Source organism: Mycobacterium sp. 4D054 (assembly GCF_052245755.1).
Lineage (GTDB): Bacteria > Actinomycetota > Actinomycetes > Mycobacteriales > Mycobacteriaceae > Mycobacterium.
This window is the reverse complement of the sequence record NZ_JBQQCF010000002.1, coordinates 141,680-165,793: the sequence shown is the minus strand read 5'-3', so window position 1 is coordinate 165,793 and position 24,114 is coordinate 141,680. Positions and strand designations below refer to the sequence as shown.

20 protein-coding genes and 2 pseudogenes are annotated in these 24,114 nt (G+C 67.9%); 4 read left to right on the top strand and 18 right to left on the bottom strand.

Annotated features, from left to right (window positions below):
* Positions 1-37 precede the first annotated feature (37 nt).
* From dprA to ACTWP6_RS02270, 4 genes and pseudogenes are all read right to left on the bottom strand, one after another.
* Positions 38-1,159 (bottom strand): DNA-processing protein DprA, encoded by a 1,122-nt coding sequence (gene dprA, locus ACTWP6_RS02285; protein ID WP_260751483.1) that lies wholly within the window; start codon positions 1,157-1,159, stop codon positions 38-40.
* Positions 1,159-2,670, bottom strand: a complete 1,512-nt coding sequence (locus ACTWP6_RS02280; RefSeq protein ID WP_260751482.1) for a YifB family Mg chelatase-like AAA ATPase — start codon at positions 2,668-2,670, stop codon at positions 1,159-1,161. Before ACTWP6_RS02280 ends, dprA begins: the two co-directional genes overlap by 1 nt.
* Positions 2,670-3,035: a YraN family protein gene (locus ACTWP6_RS02275; protein ID WP_260751481.1), complete on the bottom strand. Its 366-nt coding sequence runs from the start codon at positions 3,033-3,035 to the stop codon at positions 2,670-2,672. Before ACTWP6_RS02275 ends, ACTWP6_RS02280 begins: the two co-directional genes overlap by 1 nt.
* 345 nt (positions 3,036-3,380) lie before the next feature.
* Positions 3,381-3,512, bottom strand: a pseudogene (locus ACTWP6_RS02270) (aquaporin); the annotation flags it as partial.
* On the opposite strand from ACTWP6_RS02270, the pseudogene ACTWP6_RS02265 reads away from it, so the two are divergent.
* The 3 genes and pseudogenes from ACTWP6_RS02265 to ACTWP6_RS02255 all read left to right on the top strand — a co-directional run.
* Positions 3,512-3,997, top strand: a pseudogene (locus ACTWP6_RS02265) (aquaporin); the annotation flags it as partial. The pseudogenes ACTWP6_RS02270 and ACTWP6_RS02265 sit on opposite strands and share 1 nt — an antisense overlap.
* A gap of 126 nt (positions 3,998-4,123) precedes the next feature.
* On the top strand, positions 4,124-4,975 hold the full coding sequence (locus ACTWP6_RS02260; RefSeq protein ID WP_260751480.1) for a DUF1206 domain-containing protein: 852 nt from the start codon (positions 4,124-4,126) through the stop codon (positions 4,973-4,975).
* Between the two features lie 41 nt (positions 4,976-5,016).
* Positions 5,017-7,512, top strand: coding sequence for an AMP-binding protein (locus tag ACTWP6_RS02255; protein ID WP_443186737.1), 2,496 nt, complete (start codon positions 5,017-5,019; stop codon positions 7,510-7,512).
* Here the strand turns inward: ACTWP6_RS02255 and ACTWP6_RS02250 are convergent.
* The 5 genes from ACTWP6_RS02250 to ACTWP6_RS02230 are packed head-to-tail and all read right to left on the bottom strand — an operon-like array spanning position 7,472 to position 12,308.
* A complete protein-coding gene (locus ACTWP6_RS02250) occupies positions 7,472-8,293 on the bottom strand; it encodes an acyl-CoA thioesterase (RefSeq protein WP_443186736.1) in 822 nt (273 codons plus the stop codon). The two genes, ACTWP6_RS02255 and ACTWP6_RS02250, sit on opposite strands and share 41 nt — an antisense overlap.
* Positions 8,290-9,498 (bottom strand): CoA transferase, encoded by a 1,209-nt coding sequence (locus ACTWP6_RS02245; protein WP_443186735.1) that lies wholly within the window; start codon positions 9,496-9,498, stop codon positions 8,290-8,292. Before ACTWP6_RS02245 ends, ACTWP6_RS02250 begins: the two co-directional genes overlap by 4 nt.
* 24 nt (positions 9,499-9,522) lie before the next feature.
* Positions 9,523-10,296: an HAD-IIA family hydrolase gene (locus ACTWP6_RS02240; protein ID WP_260751476.1), complete on the bottom strand. Its 774-nt coding sequence runs from the start codon at positions 10,294-10,296 to the stop codon at positions 9,523-9,525.
* 38 nt (positions 10,297-10,334) lie between these two features.
* Complete coding sequence (locus tag ACTWP6_RS02235; protein WP_443186734.1) at positions 10,335-11,522, bottom strand: cytochrome P450; 1,188 nt, start codon at positions 11,520-11,522, stop codon at positions 10,335-10,337.
* Between the two features lie 9 nt (positions 11,523-11,531).
* Positions 11,532-12,308: a spirocyclase AveC family protein gene (locus ACTWP6_RS02230; protein ID WP_443186733.1), complete on the bottom strand. Its 777-nt coding sequence runs from the start codon at positions 12,306-12,308 to the stop codon at positions 11,532-11,534.
* Positions 12,309-12,558: 250 nt separating this feature from the next.
* On the opposite strand from ACTWP6_RS02230, the gene ACTWP6_RS02225 reads away from it, so the two are divergent.
* Positions 12,559-13,206 (top strand): TetR/AcrR family transcriptional regulator, encoded by a 648-nt coding sequence (locus ACTWP6_RS02225; RefSeq protein WP_443186732.1) that lies wholly within the window; start codon positions 12,559-12,561, stop codon positions 13,204-13,206.
* A 5-nt stretch (positions 13,207-13,211) separates the two neighbouring features.
* On the opposite strand, the gene ACTWP6_RS02220 is transcribed toward ACTWP6_RS02225, so the two are convergent.
* The 9 genes from ACTWP6_RS02220 to ACTWP6_RS02180 all read right to left on the bottom strand — a co-directional run bounded on the left by ACTWP6_RS02220 (position 13,212) and on the right by ACTWP6_RS02180 (position 24,068).
* Complete coding sequence (locus ACTWP6_RS02220; RefSeq protein WP_443186731.1) at positions 13,212-14,090, bottom strand: mycofactocin-coupled SDR family oxidoreductase; 879 nt, start codon at positions 14,088-14,090, stop codon at positions 13,212-13,214.
* A gap of 12 nt (positions 14,091-14,102) precedes the next feature.
* A complete protein-coding gene (locus tag ACTWP6_RS02215; protein ID WP_443186730.1) occupies positions 14,103-15,389 on the bottom strand; it encodes a cytochrome P450 in 1,287 nt (428 codons plus the stop codon).
* A gap of 2 nt (positions 15,390-15,391) precedes the next feature.
* Positions 15,392-16,615, bottom strand: coding sequence for a cytochrome P450 (locus ACTWP6_RS02210; RefSeq protein WP_443186729.1), 1,224 nt, complete (start codon positions 16,613-16,615; stop codon positions 15,392-15,394).
* 12 nt (positions 16,616-16,627) lie between these two features.
* Positions 16,628-18,112, bottom strand: a complete 1,485-nt coding sequence (locus ACTWP6_RS02205; RefSeq protein ID WP_443186728.1) for an aldehyde dehydrogenase family protein — start codon at positions 18,110-18,112, stop codon at positions 16,628-16,630.
* Complete coding sequence (locus tag ACTWP6_RS02200) at positions 18,105-19,136, bottom strand: SDR family oxidoreductase (RefSeq protein ID WP_443186727.1); 1,032 nt, start codon at positions 19,134-19,136, stop codon at positions 18,105-18,107. The genes ACTWP6_RS02205 and ACTWP6_RS02200 overlap by 8 nt, the downstream gene beginning before the upstream one ends.
* Positions 19,129-20,265, bottom strand: a complete 1,137-nt coding sequence (locus ACTWP6_RS02195; RefSeq protein ID WP_443186726.1) for a spirocyclase AveC family protein — start codon at positions 20,263-20,265, stop codon at positions 19,129-19,131. Before ACTWP6_RS02195 ends, ACTWP6_RS02200 begins: the two co-directional genes overlap by 8 nt.
* A gap of 4 nt (positions 20,266-20,269) precedes the next feature.
* A complete protein-coding gene (locus ACTWP6_RS02190) occupies positions 20,270-21,388 on the bottom strand; it encodes an ABC transporter substrate-binding protein (RefSeq protein WP_443186725.1) in 1,119 nt (372 codons plus the stop codon).
* A gap of 90 nt (positions 21,389-21,478) precedes the next feature.
* Positions 21,479-22,348, bottom strand: coding sequence for a CbbQ/NirQ/NorQ/GpvN family protein (locus ACTWP6_RS02185; RefSeq protein WP_443186724.1), 870 nt, complete (start codon positions 22,346-22,348; stop codon positions 21,479-21,481).
* Between the two features lie 73 nt (positions 22,349-22,421).
* The gene (locus tag ACTWP6_RS02180; protein WP_443186775.1) at positions 22,422-24,068 is read right to left on the bottom strand and encodes a nitric oxide reductase activation protein NorD; all 1,647 of its coding nucleotides are present in this window, start codon (positions 24,066-24,068) and stop codon (positions 22,422-22,424) included.
* Between the last annotated feature and the right edge of the window lie 46 nt (positions 24,069-24,114).

Below are 24,114 nucleotides of genomic sequence, written 5' to 3'. Positions count from 1 at the left end.
CGCCGGCGGCCGGTGATTTCATTTCCCCGGGACCGGCTCAGGTCAAGCGCCACTGACCCCCCTCACACTCGACGAGGCCGTCGATCTCCATCAGCGCCAGCGGGCCCAGCACCTGTTCGGGCGCCACCCCGGCACTGACGGCGATCTCGTCGACGGTGCGCACGCCGCGCCGCGGCAACGCCTCGTAAACCTGGCGCTGCACCTCGCTCAAGTGGTCCAACGGCGTGACCGGATGCTCCAGATCGGGGGCAAACTCGCCGATGTGTCCCATCACCTCGACGATCTCCGGCGCGCGCGTCACCAGCACGGTGTGTTCCCGCCGCAGCAACTCGTGACAGCCCGCCGACGCGGTCGAGGTCACCGGGCCCGGAACCACACACACCCGCCGGCCCAGCGACCTGGCCCAGGCCGCGGTGTTGGCCGCCCCGCTGCGCAGCCCCGCCTCGACCACCACCGTCGCGCCCGTCAGCGCGGCCACCAGCCGGTTACGCGTCAGGAACCGGTGCCGCGCAGGGCGCACACCCGGCGGATACTCGCTGACCACGAGGCCGTTACGCGCGATGCGATGCAACAGCGCCGAATGCCCGGCCGGATACGGCACATCCACACCGCACGCCAGCACCGCCACGGTCTGGCCGTCCGACCCGAGCGCCGCGCGGTGCGCCGCGCCGTCGATGCCGTAGGCACCGCCGGATACCACCGCGACGTCACGCTCGACCAATCCTGCGGCGAAGTCCGCGGCGACGTACTCGCCGTAGGCCGTCGCCGCGCGTGTCCCGACGATCGCGACGCTCCGTTCAGTGAGGTCCGCCAAATGTGCAGGGCCCAGCACCCACAGCGCGAGCGGCGCCAGACCCTGCGGTCGCTCGGCATGGTCGACGCCGGCGAACGAACGGAATGCCAGGGTCGGCCACTCCTGGTCCCCGGCGGTCAGCAGCCGCCCGCCCATCCGGTCCAGAGTCTCCAGATCTGTTGCCGCGCAATCGACGGCGTGTCTGGCTTCGGTGGCCCCCAGCAGGTCGCCCCCGACGACGCGGCGGCGGACGCGCTCGGCGGCCGCGACCGCCCCCTCCTCGGACACCAGCTCGGCCAGCGCCTGATTGGGCGGTTCGGCCACCCTCGACAGATAGGCCCACGCCCGGCGCGTGGTCTCGTCCATCAGAACCCCCGTCCCTGACGGAAACTCATCGCGGTGGCGACGTCGTCGAGGTTCGGTGTGGTGCGACCTGCCAGATCGCACAATGTCCACGCGACGCGCATCGCCCGGTCCATGCCGCGGATACTCATGGTTCCGCGGTCCACCGCCGCGCGCAGCGGCTTCATCGCCTGCGGGCTCAGCCGGAACCGGCGCCGCAGCAGAGCTCCGCTGACCTCGGCATTCGTAGTGATCCCGTGTGGTCGCCAACGGTCCTCGGCCGCAGCCCGTGCCGCCCAGACACGCTGCCGGACAACCGAAGTCGTCTCCACTTCCTGATCGGTGAACGTCCCCTCCCGCGACGCGTGCATCTCCACCCGCAGATCCACCCGGTCGACCAACGGCCCGGACAGCTTGCTGCGGTAGCGTCGCTTCTCGGCCACCCCGCAGATGCAGTCGCGGGGATCCGGCGGCGCGCACGGGCAGATGTTCGCGGCCAGGACCAACTGGAAGCGGCAGCGGTAGCACGCCACGCCGTCGCGCCGGGCCAGCCGGATCTCGCCGTCCTCCAACGGGGTTCGCAGCGCCTCCAGCACCGCCGAGTTGATCTCGGCGAACTCGTCGAGGAACAGCACTCCGCGGTGGGCCCGACTGACCGCGCCGGGGCGCGCCATCCCCGAGCCGCCGCCGACGAGCGCGGCGACACTGGTGGTGTGGTGTGGGGCAACAAAGGGCGGCCGGGTGATCAACGGTGCGTCACCGGCCAGCAGACCCGCCACCGAGTGGATCGCGGTGACCTCGAGTGACTCGGCATCCGACAGGGGCGGCAACAGTCCCGGAAGCCGCTGCGCCAGCATGGTTTTCCCGACCCCGGGCGGGCCGGTCATCAACAGGTTGTGAGCGCCCGCTGCGGCCACCTCGACCGCATAGCGCGCCTGGGTCTGCCCGATCACATCGGCGAGGTCGGGCACCTGCTCGGCCATCTGCGGTATCTGCTCGACCGGCCGCTCCAGATCCCCTGTGCCGGCCAGCCACGCGTGCAGCTGCCGCAGGGTGCCCACGCCCCACACCTCGATTCCGTCGACGAGGCTCGCCTCGGCCACGTTGGCCATCGGCACCACCGCCGCCGGCCAGCCCTGTCGCTGGGCGGCCAGCACCGCGGGCAGCACGCCGTTGATCGGGCGCACCCGCCCGTCCAATGCCAGCTCGCCGAGCAGCACCGTCTTCTCCAGCCGCGGCCAGGACTTCTTCTGGTCGGCCGACAACACCGCCGCAGCCAGCGCGATGTCGTAGACCGAACCCATCTTCGGCAACGTCGCCGGTGACAACCCCAGCGTCAGCCGCGCCATCGGCCACTCGAAGCCGCAGTTGCTGATCGCCGCGCGGACCCGGTCACGCGACTCCCGCAGCGCGGCGTCGGCCAGACCGACCAGATACACCCCGGGCAGGCCCGAGGAGATGTCAGCCTCGATCTCCACGATCTCGCCCTCGACCCCGCGCACCGCCACCGAGAACGCCCGGCCCAGCGTCCCCATCACCCCACCGCCTTCACATGGGTGAGCTCCGGGGTGCGCCGGCGCCCGACCCGCACGGTGATCACGTCGACCCGCACCGCAGCCCAGCGCTCGCTCTGGGTGGCCAGCCACAGCCCGGCCAGTCTCCGCAACCGGCGCACCTTGGCCGGGGACACCGCCTGCGCGACCCCGCCGTAGTGCTCAGTGGTGCGGGTCTTCACCTCGACGAACACCACCACGCGGCCGTCCGCGGCGATGACGTCCAATTCCCCGTAGCGGCAGCGCCAATTACGCGCCAGCACCCGCAACCCCAAAGCCTGCAGGTACTCCACCGCGAGCTGTTCGCCCAGCGCCCCGATCTCGGCGCGGCTTTCTGTTCCGGTCATACAGCCACCGTTGTCGATGGCGCCGACAGAACCGCCGACCCATCCCCAGACCCGAATCGATCCCCAGAATGCGACAGTTGTGGGAACCCACAGTTTCTGTGAGAGGACAGATCTGGCATATCCGGCTCGCCGCCACCACGCGAGTGTCACGCTGGTGACACCGAGGTCGTCTCTGGGGAAGATGCGGTGGCACCAACGGGAAGCCGTCGTCGCTCTGGAACTTCGCGGCGAACACCGCGCTGCCGCATCCACCGAGAACCAGCCAGAACGTTCCGATGAACTCGGCTGCAAGACGATGAAAAAGTGTGGGATCGCGCATGGTGCCGCACTCCTGCGAACCCGATACCCCAGAACCTGCGCGATCCAGTAGGACGGCAGTGCCCTCCATTCCACCCGTCGCGCCAGGGCTGCGCCCAGCGTCACCGCGGGGTTGAAATGCCCGCCGGAGATCGTGCCGAACGCGTACACACCGGTGAGGTCTGCTCGCCGGCCTGGTGATCTTCGTGGTCGCGCGCGGCCGAGCCGGCTGGACGGCGACCGGCAACATGGCCGCCAACGGATACGGCGCCCACTCCCCCGGCGGCTACACACTGTGGGCGGTGCTCCTCGCCGAGGTCGTTCTGACCTTCATGTTCCTGCTGGTGATCCTCGGCGCCACCGATGATCGCGCGCCCAAGGGATTCGCCGGACTGGCGATCGGCCTGACGCTCACACTCATCCACCTCATTTCCATCCCGATTTCGAACACCTCGGTCAACCCGGCGCGCTCGACCGGCGTCGCCTTCTTCAACGGCGACGGCGCACCCGCGCAGTTGTGGGTGTTCTGGCTGGCTCCTCTGATCGGCGCCGCGATCGCCGGGCTGGCCTACCCGTTCCTGTTCGGCCACCGGGAAGAACTGGCCGACCGCCCGGTGCGCACCGACTCATTGGATGTCGACCTGGAAGTCGACGACACCCGCTGACTCTCGGTGGGCTCTGCGGACGATCGCTACGCTCCGCTGACGCCGGACGCCCGTCTTCGGGAACGTCGTTTCACCGGCGTCAAATCGGGGGATCCCGGGACCATCAGTCGACCAGGAGGACCTCCGATGGGTACCCGACCTTCTGCAGCGTCGCTGCACCGCTCCGCCCACGGCGCCGCCGACCGCGCCACCGACAGCGGCGCGTTCGAGTATCTTGCCCGGGCGGGTTTCGCCGCCAGCGGTGTGTTGCACCTGCTGGTCGGCTTCATCATCGCCCGGCTGGCGTTCGTCGGCGGCGGGTCTCCTCAGGGCAACGCCGACCAGTCCGGTGCGCTAGCCACGCTGGCCCACCAGACCGGCGGCACCGTCATCCTGTGGGCGGCGGCGGCGGGACTGGTGGCTCTGGGGTTGTGGCGCGTCGCGGAGGCCGTGATCGGCGCCAAACCGGGTGAGAGTTCCGGGCGCCGGGGCGACAACCCGGCATGGAAACGAGGCAAGGCTCTGGCGCTGGCCGCGGTGAACTTCGCGATCGCGTTCTCGGCCGCCCGCTACGCGATGGGCTCCGGCCAGTCCAGCACCCAGCAGAACGCCGGTATGTCCGCGCAGCTGATGCAGTCCGGGTGGGGCAAGGCCGTGCTGATCGCCGTCGGCGTCGGCGTCGCCGCGGTCGGCGCCTACCACGTGTACAAGGGCGTATCGGAGAAATTCCTGGACGACCTGCGCGTCTCGGGTGGCACCGCGGTCACCGCGATCGGCATCACCGGATACGTGGCCAAGGGTCTGGTCCTGGCCGGTGCCGGTCTGCTCGTCGTGATCGCGACCCTGCAGGCCGATCCGTCCAAGGCCACCGGCCTGGACGCCGCGGTCAAGACGCTGGGTCAGGCGCCGTTCGGAAAAGTACTGCTGATCGCCGCGGCGCTGGGTATCGCCGCGTTCGGTGTATACAGCTTCATCAGGAGCCGGTACAGCCGGATGTGACGGCTGGGGCCCCGAGGTGAGGTGAGGGTATCTTCACTCGGGTGGACAGGCTGGTCGACCATCTGCGCGGTCACGGTGACCGTCCCGCGCTGTTCACCGTCGACCAGCAGCTCAGCTACCGCGAGCTCGCACAACGGGTCGACGACTGCGCGCAGACGCTGGGACCGCGTCGTCGGCTGATCCTGCTGGAAACCAGGAACGACGTCACCGCGCTGGTCCGCTACCTCGGTGCGCTGGCGGGCGGACACGTCGTACTGCCCGTCCCCGCCGGGCGCGACCACAGCGACATGATCGCCACCTATCAGCCCGACGTGGTCATGAACACCGCAGGCGTTCACGTCCACTCCGAGGCGGCCCATACACTGCACGACGACCTCGCGCTGGTGATGTCCACGTCGGGCAGCACCGGCTCTCCCAAGCTGGTCCGGCTGTCGCGCACCAACCTGCTCGCCAATGCCAGGTCGATCGCCGAATATCTGCAGATCCGCCAAACCGACCGCGCCGCAACCACCTTGCCGATGTCGTACTGCTACGGCCTGTCGGTCATCCACAGCCATCTGCTCATCGGCGCGGCGCTGATCCTGACCGAGAAGTCGGTGACCGACGACTGTTTCTGGGAGTTGTTCAACGGCCGACGCGGCACCACCTTCGCCGGCGTCCCATACACCTTCGAACTGCTCGACCGAATCGGCTTCGAGTCCCTTCACCTGCCGGATCTGCGCTACGTCACCCAGGCCGGCGGCCGGATGGCCCCCGAGCGGGTCCGCAGATACGCAGCCCTCGCCGACCGGCAGGGTTGGGAGCTGTACGTGATGTACGGGGCCACCGAAGCCACGGCCCGCATGGCCTACCTACCCCCCGATCTCGCCCGAACGCGCAGCACCGCGATCGGGCGCCCGATCCCGGGTGGGTCGTTTGCCCTCGAACCCGTCGACGAGTGGCCCGAGCCCGGCGCCGGCGAGCTGGTGTACCGGGGCGCCAACGTGATGATGGGCTACGCCCATCACCCGGCCGACCTCGCCCGCGGCCCGGAACTCGACGCGTTGCGCACCGGTGACATCGCCCGCCGGGGCGCCGACGGGTTGTACGAGGTGATCGGCCGCAGAAGCCGGTTCGTGAAGATGTACGGTCTGCGCCTCGACCTCCAGCAGCTCGAGGACACGCTGGGCGACGCCGGGGTGCGCGCGCTGTGCACCGACAACGGCGACCGCCTCGCCGTGGTGGCCACCGCCGACCACGACGCGGACGAGGTGCGACGCATTGCGGCCGGCGCGGCCGGGGTACCGGCGGGCGCCGTCGACGTCGCCTGCGTGCGCGAACTGCCCACCTTGCCGAGCGGCAAGCCCGACTACCGCGCCGCCCGGGCCCTGACCGCGCGCGCTCCCCGCCCGGCGAAGCACGACGGTGACCTGCGGCGGCTCTTCGCCGACGTACTGCATCTCGACCCGGACACGATCGACGACCACGCCAGCTTCGTCGATCTCGGTGGCAACTCACTGAGCTACGTCACCATGTCGGTACGGCTGGAGCGCACCCTCGGTCGGCTGCCCGCCGACTGGCAGCGACTGTCGCTTCGCGAACTGCAGAACCTGCCCGCGCCGCGACGGCCACGGTGGCAGGTGTGGGCCGGCACGCTGGAGACCAGCGTGGCGCTGCGCGCCGTGGCGATCCTGCTGATCGTCGGTTCGCACGCCGAACTTTTCGAGCTGTGGGGCGGCGCGCACATCCTCCTCGGCGTCGCCGGCTACAACTTCGGCCGGTTCTGCCTGACGCCACTACCACGCACCACCCGCATCAGGCACCTGCGCGCCACGATCGCGTGGGTCGCGGTCCCGTCGATGCTGTGGGTGGCGTTCACGCTCGCCGTCACCGATGACTATCACGCGTCGAACCTGTTGCTGGCCAACAAGTTCCTCGGGCCGCACGACAGCATGACCGCCGGGCGGCTGTGGTTCGTCGAAGTGCTGGTGTGGACGCTGGTCGCGCTGGCCGCGCTGTTCTGGATACCGGCCGCCGACCGCCTGGAACGCCGCCAACCATTCGCCGTCGCGATGGCGTTCCTGGCATTGGGAATGCTGCTGCGTTACGGCGTTCTCGGCGGCGACACCAGAGACGCCTGGTTCACGATGTTGGCGTTCTGGTTCTTCGCGGCGGGATGGGCCGCCGCGAAGGCCTCCACCGCGTGGCAGCGCGCCGCCGTCACCGCGGTGCTGTTGGCCGGCATATACGGCTACTTCGACGACCCACTCCGCCAGTTCCTGGTGTTCACCGGTCTGGCGCTGTTGATCTGGCTGCCCGCGGTCCGCTGCCCATCAGGTATCGCCGTGGTGGCCGGTGTCATCGCCGAAGCGTCGCTGTACACCTATCTGACGCACTACCAGATCTATCCGCTGTTCGGCAGCCACGAACTGGTCGGCGTCGTCGCCTCGGTCGTCGTGGGTGTCACGGTGTCCGCGGCGGTCACCCTGGCCCGGCAGCGGTGGCATGGGCGCAGACTCAGCCGGCCGGGTCCGGCGCGGGCTCCCGCTCTGCGATGAGTCCCTCCTGAACGAGGGTCGCCGCGACGATGCCGTCGGCGCCGATGAGGCTGGCGGTCACCACGCCGCGGCCCCGCGCGGCGGCCGGTGACCGGCACTCGAGCAGGTTCCATTGATCGGCACGCAGCTCCCGGTGGAACCACACCGACGAATCGGTGGTGCCGCTGCGGTGGGTGCGCGCCCGCATCGAATGGCCGTGGACCTGCAGGGCGGGATCGATCAGGTACACATCGGTGACGTAGACGGCGACGAGCGTGTGCAGCAACGGTTCGTCGGGCAGGTCGACAGTGGTCCGCCACCACAGCCGCCGGACGAAGTCCTCGCCGGTGCCGGAGTCGACGAAGCGGAGGTCGAGTTCGTCCAGCGGCATCGACGGCGCCGGCCCGGCCGGCCCGGTCTTCGGCAGCGTGCCGGGATCCACGTCCGGCCGTATCCTGCGGCCGTGTTCGGGACCGGGCAGCGCGGCCGCGAAAGACACCGTGGCCGTGGTGAGCGGCCGCCCGTTCTGCGCGGAGTCGATCCGCCGCGATGCAGCGGTACGGCCGTCGTGAACCTTCGCCACCCGGTAGTCGACCGGTTCACCGGCCTCGCCGCCGCGCAGGAACTGCAGGTGCATCGCCGTCGGCGCCTTCGCGGGGTCCACGGTGCGGGCGGCCGCCGCGAGGCTCTGCGCCACCAGCTGTCCCCCGTAGGCGCGTTTTCCCGCCGGCCCGCCGGCACGCCCCCGCCAGATGTCGGGCCCGCTCGCGGTGACGTCGAGCAACTCGCGCAGCACGCTCACGCGACGGTGCCCGACCCGTACAGGTCCTCGATCTGGCCGCGGTCCATGGCCAACCAGTCCTCCAGTACCGCGGCGGTGTCGTCGCCGAGTGCCGGGGCGGGCACAGCGCGCGGATAGGCGCCGTCGATCGACACCGGCAGACCGGCCGCCAGGTAACGACCCACCCGCGGCTGATCGAGCTCGGTGAACAGCGGGTTGTGGGTCACCCGGGGATCGGCGGCGGTCTCGCCGAAGGTCTGGTAGCGCTCCCACAGCACCGATGTCGTCGACAGCGCGGTCGCGATCTCGGCGCCGGTGCGGGCGCTGAACCACTCGGCGAACAACGCGCTCAACGCTTCCCGGTGCCGGTACCGCTCACCCTCGTCGGAGAAGTCGGCGCCCAGCGAATCTGCGAGCGCGGCAACGGCTTCGGTGGTCCCGGTCAGGGAGGTCAGGTCACGGAAGTGCCGGCCGGTCAGCGCGACGACCATGTAGGAGACTCCGTCGCTGCTGGTGAAGTTCTGCCCGTAGGTGCCGTAGACGGCGTTGCCGATGCGTTGGCGCGAGGTGCCGTTGATCATCGCCTCGGTGAGCAGGCTGAGGTTGCCCGCGGTCGCCAGCGCGACGTTCTCCAGCGGGATGCTGACCTGCTGGCCGCGCCCGGTGGCGTCGCGGTGGCGCAACGCAGTGAGCACCGAGAGTGCCGCGTAGAGACCGCAGCTCACGTCCCACGCCGGAAGCACGTGATTGACCGGGGTGCTCAGCTCCGCGGGACCGGTCACCAACGGGAACCCGATGGCGGCGTTCACCGTGTAGTCGACTCCGGTGCCGCCGTCGTGGCGCCCGGACACCTCGACATGGATCAGGTCGGGGCGCACCCTGGCCAGGGTCTCGTAGGAATGCCATTGCCGCCCAGCGACATTGGTGATGAACACGCCGGCATCGGCGACCAGGCGGGTGACCAGTTGCTGCCCGTCCTCGGAGCGCATGTCCACGGCCAGCGACCGCTTGCCCTTGTTCAGGCCGGCCCAGTAGATGCTGTCGCCGGATTCGGTGAGCGGCCAGCGGCGGTAGTCCGCAGCCCCGCCGACCGGATCGACGCGCAGCACCTCGGCGCCGAGCTGAGCCAGGGTCATCCCCGCCAACGGGACTGCCACGAAACTCGAGATCTCGACGACCCGTACTCCGGCCAACGGCCGCGCCGGGTCGGGCGCTGATTCGGTCATCCGCTCAAGCTAGCAAGCGCCGGATCACACCAACTCGATCGCCTCGGCGATCGACGGCAGCACCCGGCTGGGGCGGAACGGGTAGCGCTCGACGTCCTCGATGGTCGTCGACCCGGTCAGCACCAGGATGGTCTCCAGCCCGGCCTCGATACCCGCCACCACGTCGGTGTCCATCCGGTCCCCGACCATCACGGTGGATTCAGAATGCGCCGCAATGCGGTTCAGCGCGCTGCGGAACATCATCGGGTTCGGCTTGCCCACGAAATACGGTTCCCGCCCGGTGGCCTTGGTGATCATGGCCGCGACCGATCCGGTGGCCGGCAACGGCCCCTCGGCCGACGGTCCAGTGACGTCTGGGTTGGTCGCGATGAACCGCGCGCCACCCAGGATGAGGCGCACGGCCTTGGTGATCGCTTCGAACGAGTAGGTGCGGGTCTCGCCGAGCACCACGAAGTCCGGCGAGATGTCGGTCAATGTGTAACCGGCCTCGTGTAGTGCCGTGGTCAACCCCGCTTCCCCGATCACGTAGGCGGAGCCGCCGGGCAGCTGGTCGGCCAGGAACGCCGCGGTCGCCAGCGCGGAGGTCCAGATCGAGCCCTCCGGGACGGCCAGCCCGGAGCGGACCAGCCGGGCGGCCAGATCCCGGGGGGTGAAGATCGAATTGTTGGTGAGCACCAGGAACGGCCGCTCCCGGTCGATGAGACGCTGCAGGAATTCTGCAGCACCCGGAAGCGCGTGTTCTTCGCGGACGAGCACGCCGTCCATGTCGGTCAGCCAGCACTGCGGTGTGGAACGCACGCCCTCCAGTGTGTCAGCCGTGGCAAGTGGCCGCGTCGTCACTCACCGCTGAGCACGGGCATCCGCGCCCAGCCCCGCACGCTCGACGTCCGGGCCCGACGGGCGTTGTCGTAGTCGACCTCCCAGTCAGCCCACCGTTTGAGCACCTCCTCGAACGCCACCCGGGCCTCCAACCGCGCCAGCGCCGATCCCAGACAGAAGTGCAGACCCTGCCCGAAGCTCAGGTGTCCCCCCGTGCGATGGATGTCGTAACGGTCGGGATCGATGAAGTGCTTGTCGTCACGGTTCGCAGATCCGTTGAGCAACAGCATGAACGAGCCCTCGGTGACGGTGTGCCCGTAGAGTTCGACGTCGCGGGCCACGTAGCGCGCTTGCACCGGTGACGGTGGCTCGAAGCGCAGAGTCTCCTCGACCGCGGACGGGATCAGTGACGGATCGGCGGCCAGCTCGCGACGCTGGTCGGGATGGGTGCCGAGCAACTCTCCCATGAATCCGATCAGCCGGGCCGTCGTTTCGCCACCGGCACCGGCGATCATCGCGGTGTAGGCGAGAACCTCGGTGCGGTCCAACGGGCGCCGGGTGCCGTCCGGTTCCTCCACCTCGGCGTTGAGCAGTTCGGTCATCAGGTCGTCAGACGGATGTGTGGACCGCCACTCGATGTACTCGGCGAACAGAGCGAGCGACTCGGCGAAGACCGTCGCGCTGACGTCGCCGACGTCGTCGCCCACCGCGATGTTCTTGTCGGTGCGGTCACGAATCTTTTGCTGACCCTCTTCCGGGATGCCGAGCAGATAGCCGATGGTGCGCATCGGCATGATCGCCCCGAGGTCGGCCACGAAGTCGAACCCGTCCCCATCCATCAGTGGATCCAGGGCACGGGAACAGAATCCGCGCACCAAATCCTCCACCGCCAGCATCCGGCGCGGGGTGAAGACCCGCGACAACAGCCGACGGTGCAGATCGTGCAACGGTGGGTCCTCGAACAGCAGGATTCCCGGCGGCACCTCGATGTTGTTGAACAGGATGTCTGCGGTGGTGCCCTTACCCGACCGGTAGGTCTCCCAGTCCGGAAGTGCTTTCACCACATCGTCATAGCGGCTCAGTGCGTAAAAACCGTACTTGTCGTTGTAGTACAGCGGCGCCTCCTCCCGCATCCGCCGCCACACCGGATACGGGTCGTCGTCGATCGCGTAATCGTAGGGATCGTAGTACAACTCACCAGTCACGGCGCTTACCTATCTGGGCTGATTCTCGATGGGGGGCCACAACTGCTCTGTCGGCCCCTCAGTCACAAAGCCGCCCAGCTTGGTCGCCAAATGTGGCGCGAACACCGCGCCGTACATGACGTGGCCGACGACCACCACGGCGGCAACCGACAACAGTGCCGAGCCGACCTTGCTCGGGGATCGTTTGTCCGACCAGACCTCAATGACGTTGCGGCCCTGTTCGTCGGTGCGGCCGAGCAGATAGGTCAACACCATCATCTGCAGTCCCATCGCGACCGCGTCGTAGACCGGGTACTGGTACCTGGTGCCCTCAAACAGTGCCAGACCGTCGATCACGTAGCCGTAGACGAATACCCCGAGCCGCGGGCCGAAGAAGCCGTTGAACAGCAGTGCCCAGCAGAAGCCCACCCCGAAGCCGACCGCCAGCAGGGTCTGCGGCCTGCGCCAGCCGAACCGTTCGACGGCCCTGCGACCCAGTCCCGCGCCGATGACCGCGGGCAGCACGAAGTAGGCGATGTAGCCGATGGGTACCGCCGACGGCAGTCCCCCACCCCAGGTCATGTTCAGAGGCCACCATGACGGCATCCGCGGCAGCTCCGGCGGGAACTGCGCGTACACCGCCCAGTCGTACGGAGCCTCCACCCACGAGAACGAGATCGCCGAGATCGACACCAGCAGAAGCGGATGCAGGCGGCCGCGCCGCACGCTCAGGTAGACCCCGAACGCCAGGAACGCGATGCCGCCGATGTAGGCGAAGGCCTGGCCGACCACCAGCGCGGGGGGCATCCCGGAGTCCATCAGCGGTCCCGCCTTCCGCTCGTCACGCCACCGTCCTTCGTGGTCGGCTCCACGCAGGGCCTCATCGGTCGCGAGCCTCCGGGTCGAGGTAGACGACCAATCCCACGATCAGAACCGCGATCCCGATCAGCGTCCCGAGCATGATGAGAGCTCCCACACCCGTTCCTTTCCGTCGCCGACTTTAATAGTGGACACTATTACATAGCCCACGGTCAAGACCCGGCTATGGTGAAGTCCAGTGCACCAGCGAAGTTCGTCCCCGAAACAGGCACCGACCGCCCGCCGCCCCCGCGGCGAGGCGCGGCGCCTGCTGCTCGATGCGGCCCGAGACCTCTTCGCCCGCAGGGACTATCGGTCCACCACTACGCGCGAAATCGCCGAGGCAGCCGGGGTCAGTGAGTACCTGCTGTTCCGCCACTTCGGGTCCAAGGCGGGGTTGTTCCGCGAAGCCCTGGTGCTGCCGTTCACGAGCTTCCTCGACGAGTTCCGCGACACGTGGCGGTCGGTGGTGCCCGAGGAGACCGACGAGGAAGAACTGTCCCGGCAATTCGTGGGACGGCTCTACGACGTGCTCGTCGACCATCAGGGACTGCTCCTCACCCTCGTGGCCGCTGACGGGCTCAGCGACGACGACATCGAAGCAGCCGGCATCGCCGACATCCGCCGGGCTCTGAACATGCTCGGCGAGATCAGCGCCGAAGGAATGCAACTGCGCGGCAAGCGATCACGTCAACCCGACATGCCCGCGCACTCGACCGTGGCGATGATCGTCGGCATGGTGGCGCTGCGGTCGACCTTCTTCGGCGGCACCCCGCCGCCGCGGGAAGCGATCGTGGACGAACTCGTCCAGGCGATACTGCACGGCTTCCTGCACCGGCCGGACTAGGCCCGCTATCCCCCAGGTCCATTGGGCCACTTGAGCAGTGATCCCGCGTCGACGCGGATCTGCTGGCCGGTGATATAGCGGCTGTCGTCGCTGGCCAGGAAGACCCCGAGATGGGCCATGTCCTCGGGCTCGATGTACGGGATCGGCATCGCCTGGAAGAGGCTGAACAGCGGTTCGGCGTCCTCGCGGGTCGCGGTCTTGCCCTCCATCTTGAGGTCGGGCCGGAACACCCCGTACATCCCCTCGTTCTGCAGCAGATGAGTGTTGCAGTTGGTCGGATGGATCGCGTTGACCCGGATCATCCTCGGTGCCAGATGCAAGCTCATCTCCTCGACGTACTCGATCACCACGCGCTTGCTCCACCCGTAACCGGCGCCGCCGGGCCCCATGTCCGGGCTGGTGGTGGTGCCGCGGATCATGCCCGCGGTCGAGCCGGTGACGATGATGGACGCACCGTCGGGCAGGTGCGGGATCGCCACGGCGACGGTGTTCATCACCCCGAGCAGGTCGACATCGGAGGCGTCGACGAAACCCATCGGGTCTGGGTTGCCCATCGCCATCGGCAGGATGCCGGCGTTGGCGACGACGATGTCGATCTTGCCGAGATCGGCGACGCCCGCCTCGACGGCCTCACGCAGTTCGTGACGTTCCCGCACGTCCGCCACCCGCGCCAGCACCCGTCGGCCTGCCTCCTTCACCGCGCGCTCGGTCTCGGCGAGATCCTCCGGCGTGGCCAGCGGGTAGGGGTTGGAGGGAATGTCGCGGCAGATGTCGACGGCGATGATGTCGGCGCCCTCCCGGGCCATCGCAACCGCGTGCGCACGGCCCTGGCCGCGCGCCGCGCCGGTGATGAACGCAACCTTGCCTTCCAGCTTTCCGGTCATTGTTGCTCCCTCTCACCCGGCGGGTGTGAACGTGATGTGCAGCTCGGACAGGCCGCGCATGATGAATGTGGGTTCGTAGCTGTACCGGCGGGCGTCGGCGGGCCCGTGATGCGGCTCGGAGATCGCGATGTCCGTCATCCGGTCCAGGATCCGCTCCAGCGAGATGCGGCCCTCGGCCCGGGCCAGCGGTGCGCCGGGACACGAGTGCACACCGCGGATGAACGCGATCTGTTCCCGCACGTTGGCGCGGTCTGCCTGGAATTCGTTGGGAGCATGGAACTTTCGCGGATCACGGTTGCATGCCCCGGGTAACACCATCACGGTCGTTCCTGCGGGCACCTCGACGTCGCCGATGGCGGTGGTCGTGCGGGCCATCCGGAAGTGCGACTTGACCGGGCTCTCCAGCCGCAGCGTCTCCTCCAGGAACGCCGGGATCTTGCTGCGGTCCCGGCGCAGCATCCCCTCGAAGCCCGGGTTGTCGGCGATGAACCGGACCGCGGAGCTCACCAGCTTCGTCGTGGTCTCGGTGCCCGCCGCGAACAGAAACGTCGAGAGGTTCATCACGTCGTCGATGTCCGGTGTCGATCCGTCCTCGTGTTTGGCCAACGCGAGCTCGGTCAGCACATCCTCGCGCGGGGAGCGCCTGCGGTCCTCGATGTAGGCGTGGAACTTGTCGTTCAACCACTGCAGCGGATTGTGCGTGGTCGGCGCCTCCTTGCCGAGCTCGCCGACCGTCTCCAGCGCGAACGCGGCCTTGAACTCCTCGTGGTCCTCGGCGGGCACCCCGAGCAGATCGGCAATCACCAGCAGCGAAAACGGCTTGGCGTAGTCGGCCAGGAACTCGGCGCTGCCGCGCTCGATGAACGTGTCCAGCTGCCGATCGGCCAGCCGCCACATGAAGTCCTCGTTCTCCTTGAGACGCTTCGGGGTGATCAGCCGGCTGAGCAGGCCGCGGGTGCGGGTGTGCAGCGGTGGGTCCTGGGAGGTGATGTGCTCGGACATCGGCACTGCCATCCGATGTTCCTCGATCAGGTCGGACACGTCGTCACTGTCCCCCGGACCGAACGGCATACCGGAGAACGGTCCGGCCACCGAGTTGCACGACGAAAAAGCAGGGTTCTTGTACACCGACAGGGCCTCGTCATAACCGGTGACCGCCAGTACCCCGAACGGGGTCGCCTTGGCCACCGGGCACTGGGAGCGCAGGTGGTCGAAGTACGGATAGGGATCCGGCACCAGGGCCTCGTCGGTGAAATAGTCGACGGTCTCGAAATCGACGGACCGAGTGGGATCTGTCACTGTCAGCTCCTCTGGGCCTCGAACAGCACCGGCAGCGACGTCGGTGACCGGAAGACCTGGCCGCGGATGTGCGGATCGTCTTCGTCGGGGTCGAGCCGCAGATTGGGCAGGCGGTCGAGCAGAAGATTGACCGCCGTACGCATCTCCAGGCGCGCCAGGTGCATGCCCAGGCAGACGTGCACACCGTGCCCCCAGCCCAGATTCGCCTTCGGCTGCCGGAAGATGTCGAAGCGGTCCGGATCCGGATAGCGCTGCTCCTGCCGGTTCGCCGCACCCAGCATCGGCATCACCGTCGCCCCTGCCGGGATCGGCACGCCGCCGAGCACCGTGTCCCGCGTGGCCACCCGGGTGATCGTCAGAAGCGGGGACTCCCAGCGCACCGCCTCCTCGATCGCCTGTGGCAGCAGCGACCGGTCGGCCTTGACCGCTTCCAGCTGGGCCGGATCCGACAGCAACGCGAACAACAGGCTGCCCAGAGAGCGGTAGGTCGTCTCGACGCCGGCGGGCAGCAACAGCCGCAGGAACGAGAAGATCTCCTCGTCTTCGAGCTTGTTGCCGTCGATCTCGGCGGCCGCCAGCGCACTGATCAGATCTTCGCGGGGCTCGGCCCGGCGGGCCTGCAGGATCGGCGCGAAGTAGTCGCACAGTGCCGCCGACGCGGCGAGCCCGCGCTCCGGGTTCATCAGCCAGCTCAACAGCGAGATCGACCATCGCTGGAACTGCGGGTAATCCTCCTCGGGCAGGCCGAGCAGTCCCGCGATGATCTGGCTCGGATAGTCGAAGGTGAACTCCTTGACCAGATCCGCGCTGCCGTTGGGGGCGAAGTTGTCGATCAGGCCGTTGGCGACCCGCCCAACCAGTTCATCTTCCCAGCGCGCCAACGCCTTCTGTGTGAACGCCTTCTGCACCAGGGCGCGCAACCGGCCGTGCACCGGCTCGTCCATACCGAGCATCACCCTCTCGCCCAGCACCGGTCCGAAGGCGGCGATGACGCTGGCCGACGAGAATGTCTCGTTGTCGCGCAGCATCTGCTGGACTTCCTCGTGCCGGTAGACGATGAACATCGGTAGCGATTCCTCGTGCGGCAGCGCCCCGGAGGTTTCCAGGCGCTGCACAGGTTCCTCACGACGCAACCGCGCCAACTCGGTATACGGGTCACGCACGTCACCCGAGATCGCATCGTCGAAGGACCCGAAGTCCTCGAGGTCGTCAAAAAGCTGTTCCATGGTCGAACTCCTTCAGGCGTTCTGAGCTGGGTAGGCCACCGATTTCACCTCGGTGTACTGGCTGAATCCGACGATGCCGTTCTGGCGGCCGACGCCGCTCTCCTTGTAGCCGCCGAACGGCGTGTCGGCGCCGTAGCCGGCGGTGCCGTTGAGTCCGATGAAGCCCGCCCGCAGCCGTCGCGCCACGGCCAGTGAGCGTTCCAGCGACGCGGACATCACGTTGCCGGCCAGCCCGTAGGGGCTGTCGTTGGCGATCCGGACCGCGTCGTCCTCGTCCTCGTAAGGGATCACGGCAAGCACCGGACCGAAGATCTCCTCCTGCGCGATGGTCATGGAGTTGTCCACGTCGGTGAAGAGCGTTGGGCTGACCCAGAATCCCTTGTCGAACTGTGCCGGCGCATGGGTGCTGCCGACCAGCAGGGTCGCTCCCTCCTCGACGCCCTTGCGGATGTAGCCGAGGATGCGGGCCTGCTGCTTGGCCGAGATCACCGGGCCGCACAGCGTGCCTGGATCCTGCGGATCCCCGGCGGCGATGTTCTCGTAGATGCCCTTGAGAATCTCGACGCCTTCGTCGTAGCGGGAACGCGGCAACAGCATTCGCGTCGGCGCCGCGCAGCCCTGGCCGGCGTGCATCAGCGGACCGATCCCGATCAGGCAGGCGGTGTTGAAGTCGGCGTCCTCCAGAACGATCGTCGCCGACTTGCCGCCGAGTTCGAGGAAGAGCCGCTTCATGGTCGCGGCACCCTTTTCCATGATCCGCTTGCCCACCAGGGTAGAGCCGGTGAACGAGATCATGTCCACCTTCGGCGACAGCGTGAGCTCCTCGCCGACGAAATGGTCCGATGCGGTCACGACATTGACGACACCGGCCGGAAAATCGGTTTTTTCGGCGATGAGCCGACCGAGCCTGGTGGCGTTGAAGGGTGTATCGGGTGCGGGTTTGAGCACGACGGTGTTGCCCGCCGCCAACGCCTGCCCGAGTTTGTTGATGGTGACCTCGAACGGGAAGTTCCACGGCGTGATGGCGCCGACCACCCCGACCGGTTCGTGCCACACCTTCCTGGTGGTGTTGACACCGGTGACCGATACGACGGTGTCGCCCAGATCGGTTTCCCAGGGGAAGGTTTCGATCAGGCGGGCCGGATACCTGAGGCCGTCGGCGAAGGGCGCGTCCAGTTGCGGTCCGTGAGTGACGGCGCGTGGGGCCCCGACCTCGCGGATCAGTTCCTCCCGCAGGTCCTCCAGTTCACTCTCGATGGCCTCGTGCAGCTGCTCGAGGCACCGCTTGCGGAGTTGGCGGTTCGTGGACCAGTCGGTCTCGTCGAACGCGCGGCGGGCGGCGTCGATGGCGCGGTGCATATCGGCCTTCGACGCGTCGGCGACCTCGCCGAGAACGTCTTCGTTCGCTGGGTTGATGTTGGTGAACGTGCCCGCCTCGCCCTCGACCAGCTTGCCGTCGATCATCATCCTGGACTCGAAAGCGTGCGCGTCAGCCATTACCATTGCTCCCCTGTCGGGCGGTGCGTTGGGCCGCCCGTTCTGCCAGTCGTGTCATCACCGGTTGCGGTATCACCTTGGCCGCCAGAACCATTCCGCGTTGTGCGATCGTCAGCGGCCAGGCCCCATTCCGCATCGCGCCCTGCCGAGGAATTCCCAGCGCCAGTCGCGACATGTGGTGCATTCCGACCGACGGAAGAATCCTGTTGAAAATCAACAACATCGACGCGTCGGGGCCCACCCCGTGGCGACGGAACGCTCCCGTGTCCGCCAGCGCCTTTACGAGGCCGTCCGTGAACCGCTCCGGTGGCCGGGCGAACTTGATCGCATACCGGCCGCGGCTGTTCATCGTCTGGTGCAGGCGTGCGTACGGCCCGGCGAAATCACGGTCGTCGGTGGTGCCGGCGTCGGTGATGATGTCGGTGTCGTAGGTGCCGGTGATCAGGCTCGTGACCCCCAGGCCGAACGGGGCGATCTCCGCGGCCAACGATTCGCCCCAGCGTTCCATGGCGCCCTTGCTGGCCGAGTAGGGCGCGGTCCCCGGCTGGCCGCGCACCCCCGCCGAGCTGCAGACCAGCACTATGCGTCCCTGCCCCGCAGCCCGCATCGACGGCAGCAACGCCTTGGTGAGCGCGACCGGGCCCATCACGTGGGTGGCGAACATGCGCTGCCACAGGTCGATCTCCGCCTCCTCGACCATGCCCGCCGCCGAGATCCCGGCGTTGTGTACGATCGCGTACGGCGCCCCCACGCGATCTTCGATCACTTTGGCGGCGGCCGCGATCGACGCCGAATCCGTGAGGTCCAGCTGGACACCGATCAACCGATCGTCGTCTTCGCCGGCCCCCGTCGCCTCACGAAGCAACGGCATTCCCGTGTCGGGCGTGCGCATCGCGGCGACCACCAGCCAGCCCTCCCGGTAGAGGCGCGCCGCCGAGGCGAGCCCCAGACCACGGGCCGCGCCGGTGATAACGACAACACGCTCTTCGCGCGAGCGCTCATCGGCGGCCCGAGGCTCAGCCATTCTGCTGCTCGGGTGCGCACCGGTCGCTCTTCGAACCCAGCTCGACGTCAGGGTTGCGCAGCGGCCCCTGCTGCCAGGTGGACCACTTGCCCACCGAGTACGGCCCCTCCGCTCCGTTCGCCCTGTAATATCCCTGCGGGTCATAGATCTTCGCTTCCGGATACGGCCACGGGCACGCGACGGACGTCGCCAGCCCGCTGGCCTTGATTGCCCAGAACCAGCCGCCGTAGGCGAAATACGACACGTTGATGATCGCGAACATCACCAGGAACGTGCCGAGCACCGGCTTCCTGGGGAACAGCCTGGCCTTCGCAGCGAGCTTCTCCGCCACCGACTTTCCCGTGTCGTCGCGGTACACCAGGATGGCCGCCGGAATCATCACGAACGTCACGGACAGTGACTCCCAGATGAGCGGGAATTGAAAGGTGGTGCCGGCGAACAACGTGCCGAACGGAATGGCCTGCGAGTAGATGTACAGCCCGGTGCGGACCAGGCTGACTTCGAGGACAGCGTCGAAGATAAACCCGATTACCAGCACCAGTGCGCCCAAACTGATCAGAGGGTGTCGGGTGACGAATGCCTCCGGACCACGCTTGGCCTGCATCTTGCGGAGAATCCACACCGCCGGGAAGTACGGGCCGAAATAGAACAAGACGTAGCCGAACACGATGAAGGGTTCGACAGTCGGCGACATCATGATCAGGTACCAATTCTCCGGCCAGTGCAGGAGCATCGGGTTGTACACCGCATACGGTGACCAGTTCATGATCGGGTCCTGCCACACGATCAGCGTCGTGCACAGGACCATGAGCAGCACCGGACTGCCAGGGTTCTTCCGCCAGCCGCGGATAAAGGCAATGGTGAAGGCCACGACGATGATCACCGCACCCACCTGCGGGATGACCTGCCAGTCATCGAACGCCGTCAGGAACTCGACCGGCCGGGGCCGCCCCTCGACGTTCGGGTTTGCCACCCGTGGGTCGACCTCCGTCCGCCCGACGGCGGCGAACAGGCCAAGGAAGCCGAGCCACGCGAGCAACGAGATCACCCGGCCCCAGTTCGGTCCCTTGCGCCCCGGAGACGGCGAATCAGCCTGCGTATCAGGAGGTCTGGATTCCTGGGTGGTCATCGATTCAGCCTTCCTCTCCGAACCGGTCGACAAGATGCGAGTTCACCCCGTCGGCGTCGAGCGTGCGTGCGACCAGGTACCCGGCGCCCATCCACGCGCGGCGCGTCCATTTGCCGAACGACACCCGGGTGCCGGGCGCCCCGGAGGCGGCGGGCATCATCTTGACCCGTTCCAGCGCCTCTTTGACACCGCGAGGACTCAGCGGATGGGCATCGGTGAAAGCGCGCACCAGCGTGGCGGCGACGTCGTGGTTGACCACCGACACGCAGTACTCGGGCCGGCTGCCGTCGTACCTCTTCGCATACCGGTCCAACCAGGCCTGGCCGATCTTGTTGCCCTCGTCGTATTGATCGACCCCGACCCACCCGAGGAACGCGTTCCACATGATCGGGTTGACCCACGCGTTCTGGAACGCGGTGGTGGTGAACCGCGGCGGATCCCAGTCGACGGCTTCCAGTGCCGGGTTGATGAAGACGATCCCGAAGCCGAACCCGAGGTGGACAATCGCCTCCGACTTCGCTTCGTGAAGCGTACGGACCGCGTCGTTGATGTCCTGGGCGGTCTGGGCGATAGCAGCCTCAGCGACGATGCGGATTCCCTTGCGCGCAGCTGCACTTCGGAGGTTCCGCAGATAGCTGTCGCCGATCAGATTCTGCTCCACCAGCACACCGATCTCGGTGATGCCGCGCTTGGCAACCAGGTCGATCAGGAAAATCGGCTCGTCAGTCATCGAACCCTGCGGAAAAGCGAAGGTCCACTCCCCCAGCCAGTCGTCGGTGCCGGTCACACTGATCGCCGGCACCTTGAAGCGTTCCTCGATCGCCTCGCGCAGAGGCACGCAGTTGTCCGTGATGTTGGGACCGAACACCGCCAGGCAGCCCTCATCGACCAGTTCACCGTAGGCGTCGATGACCGCCTTGACCGACCCTTTCGGCAGCCCCTCGACTTCGCGATAGATCATCTGGACCGGGCGATCCATCAGCCGCTGTTCGACGGCCTCCTCGAAGACCAGGTCAAAGGTGCGGGTGAACGAGGCCTGCAGTTCCTCCGAAAATCCCGGCGGCAGGGTGAAGTCCATCAGGTAGCCGACCTTGATGGGCTCAGCAGTGCTCTCGTAGGACATCCGACCTCCTCGGCAGACGTGCGCTTTTCGCAGCGCCTGCTAGCCCTGACCTAATATTTGTTCTGACCCTAGCGGCGCTGCCCTGCAGCGTCAATCACCGGTCACCGGCTGGCCGAGGTAGACATCGATCATCTCGGTGAGACCGCGGATCACGTTGGCGTCGTCGGTGAGCGGGCCGGCGATCGCCGCGCGGGCCGCCTCGCTGATGGTCAGCCCCTCGACGGTCAGCCTGCCGGCGGCGATCAGAACACGGGTGGAGGCCACCTCGCGCAGGCCCCCGGTCTCCAATCGGCGGATCGCCTGACCGAAGCGCACCAGCGCGGCGGCGGTGGCGGTGTCGACACCGGCTTCGTGCGAGACGATCGACTCCTCCAACTCTGGCGCAGGGAAACCAAACTCGATCGCCACCATCCGCTGCCGGGTCGAGTCCTTGAGGTCCTTGAGCACGCTCTGATAGCCGGGGTTGTACGACACGACCAGGCCGAACCCGGGTGCGGCGTCCAACGTCAGGCCCAGGCGTTCGATCGGCAGCTGACGACGGTGGTCGGCGAGTGGGTGCAACACCACCGTCGTGTCCTGCCTGGCCTCGACCACCTCGTCGAGGTAGCAGATCGCCCCCTCTCGGACGGCTCGTGTCAGCGGACCGTCGACCCAGACGGTCTCGTCACCGCGCAGCAGGTATCTGCCGACGAGATCCGCGGTGGTGAGGTCGTCGTGGCACGCGACGGTGATCAGGGGCCGGCCGAGATCGTGCGCCATGGCCTCGACAAACCGGGTCTTGCCGCATCCCGTCGGACCTTTCAGCACGATCGACAGACCCTGGCGGTATGCCGCCTTGAAGACCGCCTCCTCATTCCCCACCGGCGCGTAGTACGGAGGTTGGCTCTCCGTACGTTGCGCGCCGTTCTGGTGGGCGACCTCGGGCGCGAACCCTTCCGCCAACCCTTCTTCGATGGCCATTGCGTTCCTTCCTCGACCGCCTCGTTGCGGTGTCAGGAGCCTATATCGGAACAGATATTTGTTTCAACCATCATCACGCGACTCGCCGACGGACCTCCGCCGCGCGCAGCGCAGACCGGAAGAGCGGGCCGATCACGCCGGAAAGCTGGTCTGGGCGCCCGATCGTGGCGTGTGCCGCGCTGCCGAACACGCTGCGTAGCGATGGGGCATCGGTGTTCGCGCCCACGGTCAGGCACACGCAACCGGTCCCGCGGCGGCGGGCCTCGGTCAGCGCGCGGCGCGCGTCGGCGGCGCCGTAGTCGCGTTCGTAGCCGTGGTCGTAGGCCAGGCCGTCGGAGAGCACCACCAGCAGTCGCCGCGACGTCCCGCCGCGGGACTCCAGTACCGTCGACCCGTGGCGGATGGCCGCGCCGAGGCGTGAATAGGCGCCGGGTTCAAGGCTATTGAGCCTTCGGGCCACACGGGCGTCTAGGTGGTCATCAAATCGCTTGACCGGCACCATCGTGATGTCTTTGCGGCCATGGGAGAAGTACGCGTACAGCGCGACACGGTCGCCGAGGTCGTGAAGCGCAACAGCGAGGTTGGCCACCGCCTCACGCTGCTGCTGATGGACCGTGCGCCCGACGGTGCCGGGTTCGGCTGTGGAGCCAGAGATGTCGAGCAGCAAGAGGACCGACAGGTCGCGCCGGCGGCGCAGGCTGTCGAGATAGACAGCCTCGTCGGGAACCGAGCCCGCCCTGGCTTCCACTCGCGCCTCGATGGCGGCGTCGATGTCGATGTCGTCGCCCTGGGATTGACGGTGGCGGCGGTGCAGACCCATCCCGAGCCGTGCGAGCGGCCGGCGTACCCCGAGGGCCGCGTCAATGCCTTGGGCGGCCGACGCCTTCACCCGGGGCTCCACCTCGCGCACCGTGCACCAACCCGGTCGGTAACTCTTGCGTTTGGCGTCCCATTCCGGGTAGGTGAAGCCATCGGCTTCGATGTCGGCGCCCTCCTCGGCCGACGCGGACGCCAGCGACGACACGGCATGCACACCGCGCTTGGCTGAGTTGATGCGGTGTGTCGGCGAGTCGGCGCCCGGCGGTCCCCCGCCACTGCCCGTCTTGCGCGACGCGGACAGCATCTTCTTCAGCCACTTGCCAAGGGCTCCGCCGCCGCCGACGGGGCTGGTGAATAGGTCGGGATCGTCGGTGTCGTCGACCTCGCCGTCATCGAGTTCCTCTAGCTCCTGCCTGCTGTCTTGGGGGCGCGGTATGTGTCCGGGTGTCTCGTGGTCCACCTGTTGGGCCGCACGGCTGGTCGCGGCCAGCACCTTCTTCGGCCGGAGGACACCGAACACATCGGGCGGTTCGCCGAGCTCATCCTTCCCCGAAGCGATCGACAACGAGGTCGCGGCCGAATCACTGCGTCGTCCGATGCCGCGATCGGCAAGCGCGCCCAGAACACCCGGCAACAGGGCGCCGTTGGCGAGCAGCGCGCGGTGTCCCTCGACGGCCAGATACCGCTTGGCGATTCGGGGATGACGCACCATGGCCTCGACGACGTCGGGCACCAGGCTGCCCGCGGCGACCAGCGAAGCCGCAACGGCGACCGCCTCCAGGGTGTCTCGCGCCGCTGCCGATGGGTCGACGAAAACGGTCTGGCCGTCGGTCCACGGTGGCTCGCCGGATTCCGACGGCGCCACCGCCATCGCGCGGCCGGCGAGCGCAGACGCCAGCATGGCGAGGCCGGGATACCGGTCGTGATCAGCACCCTCGGCCACTCGA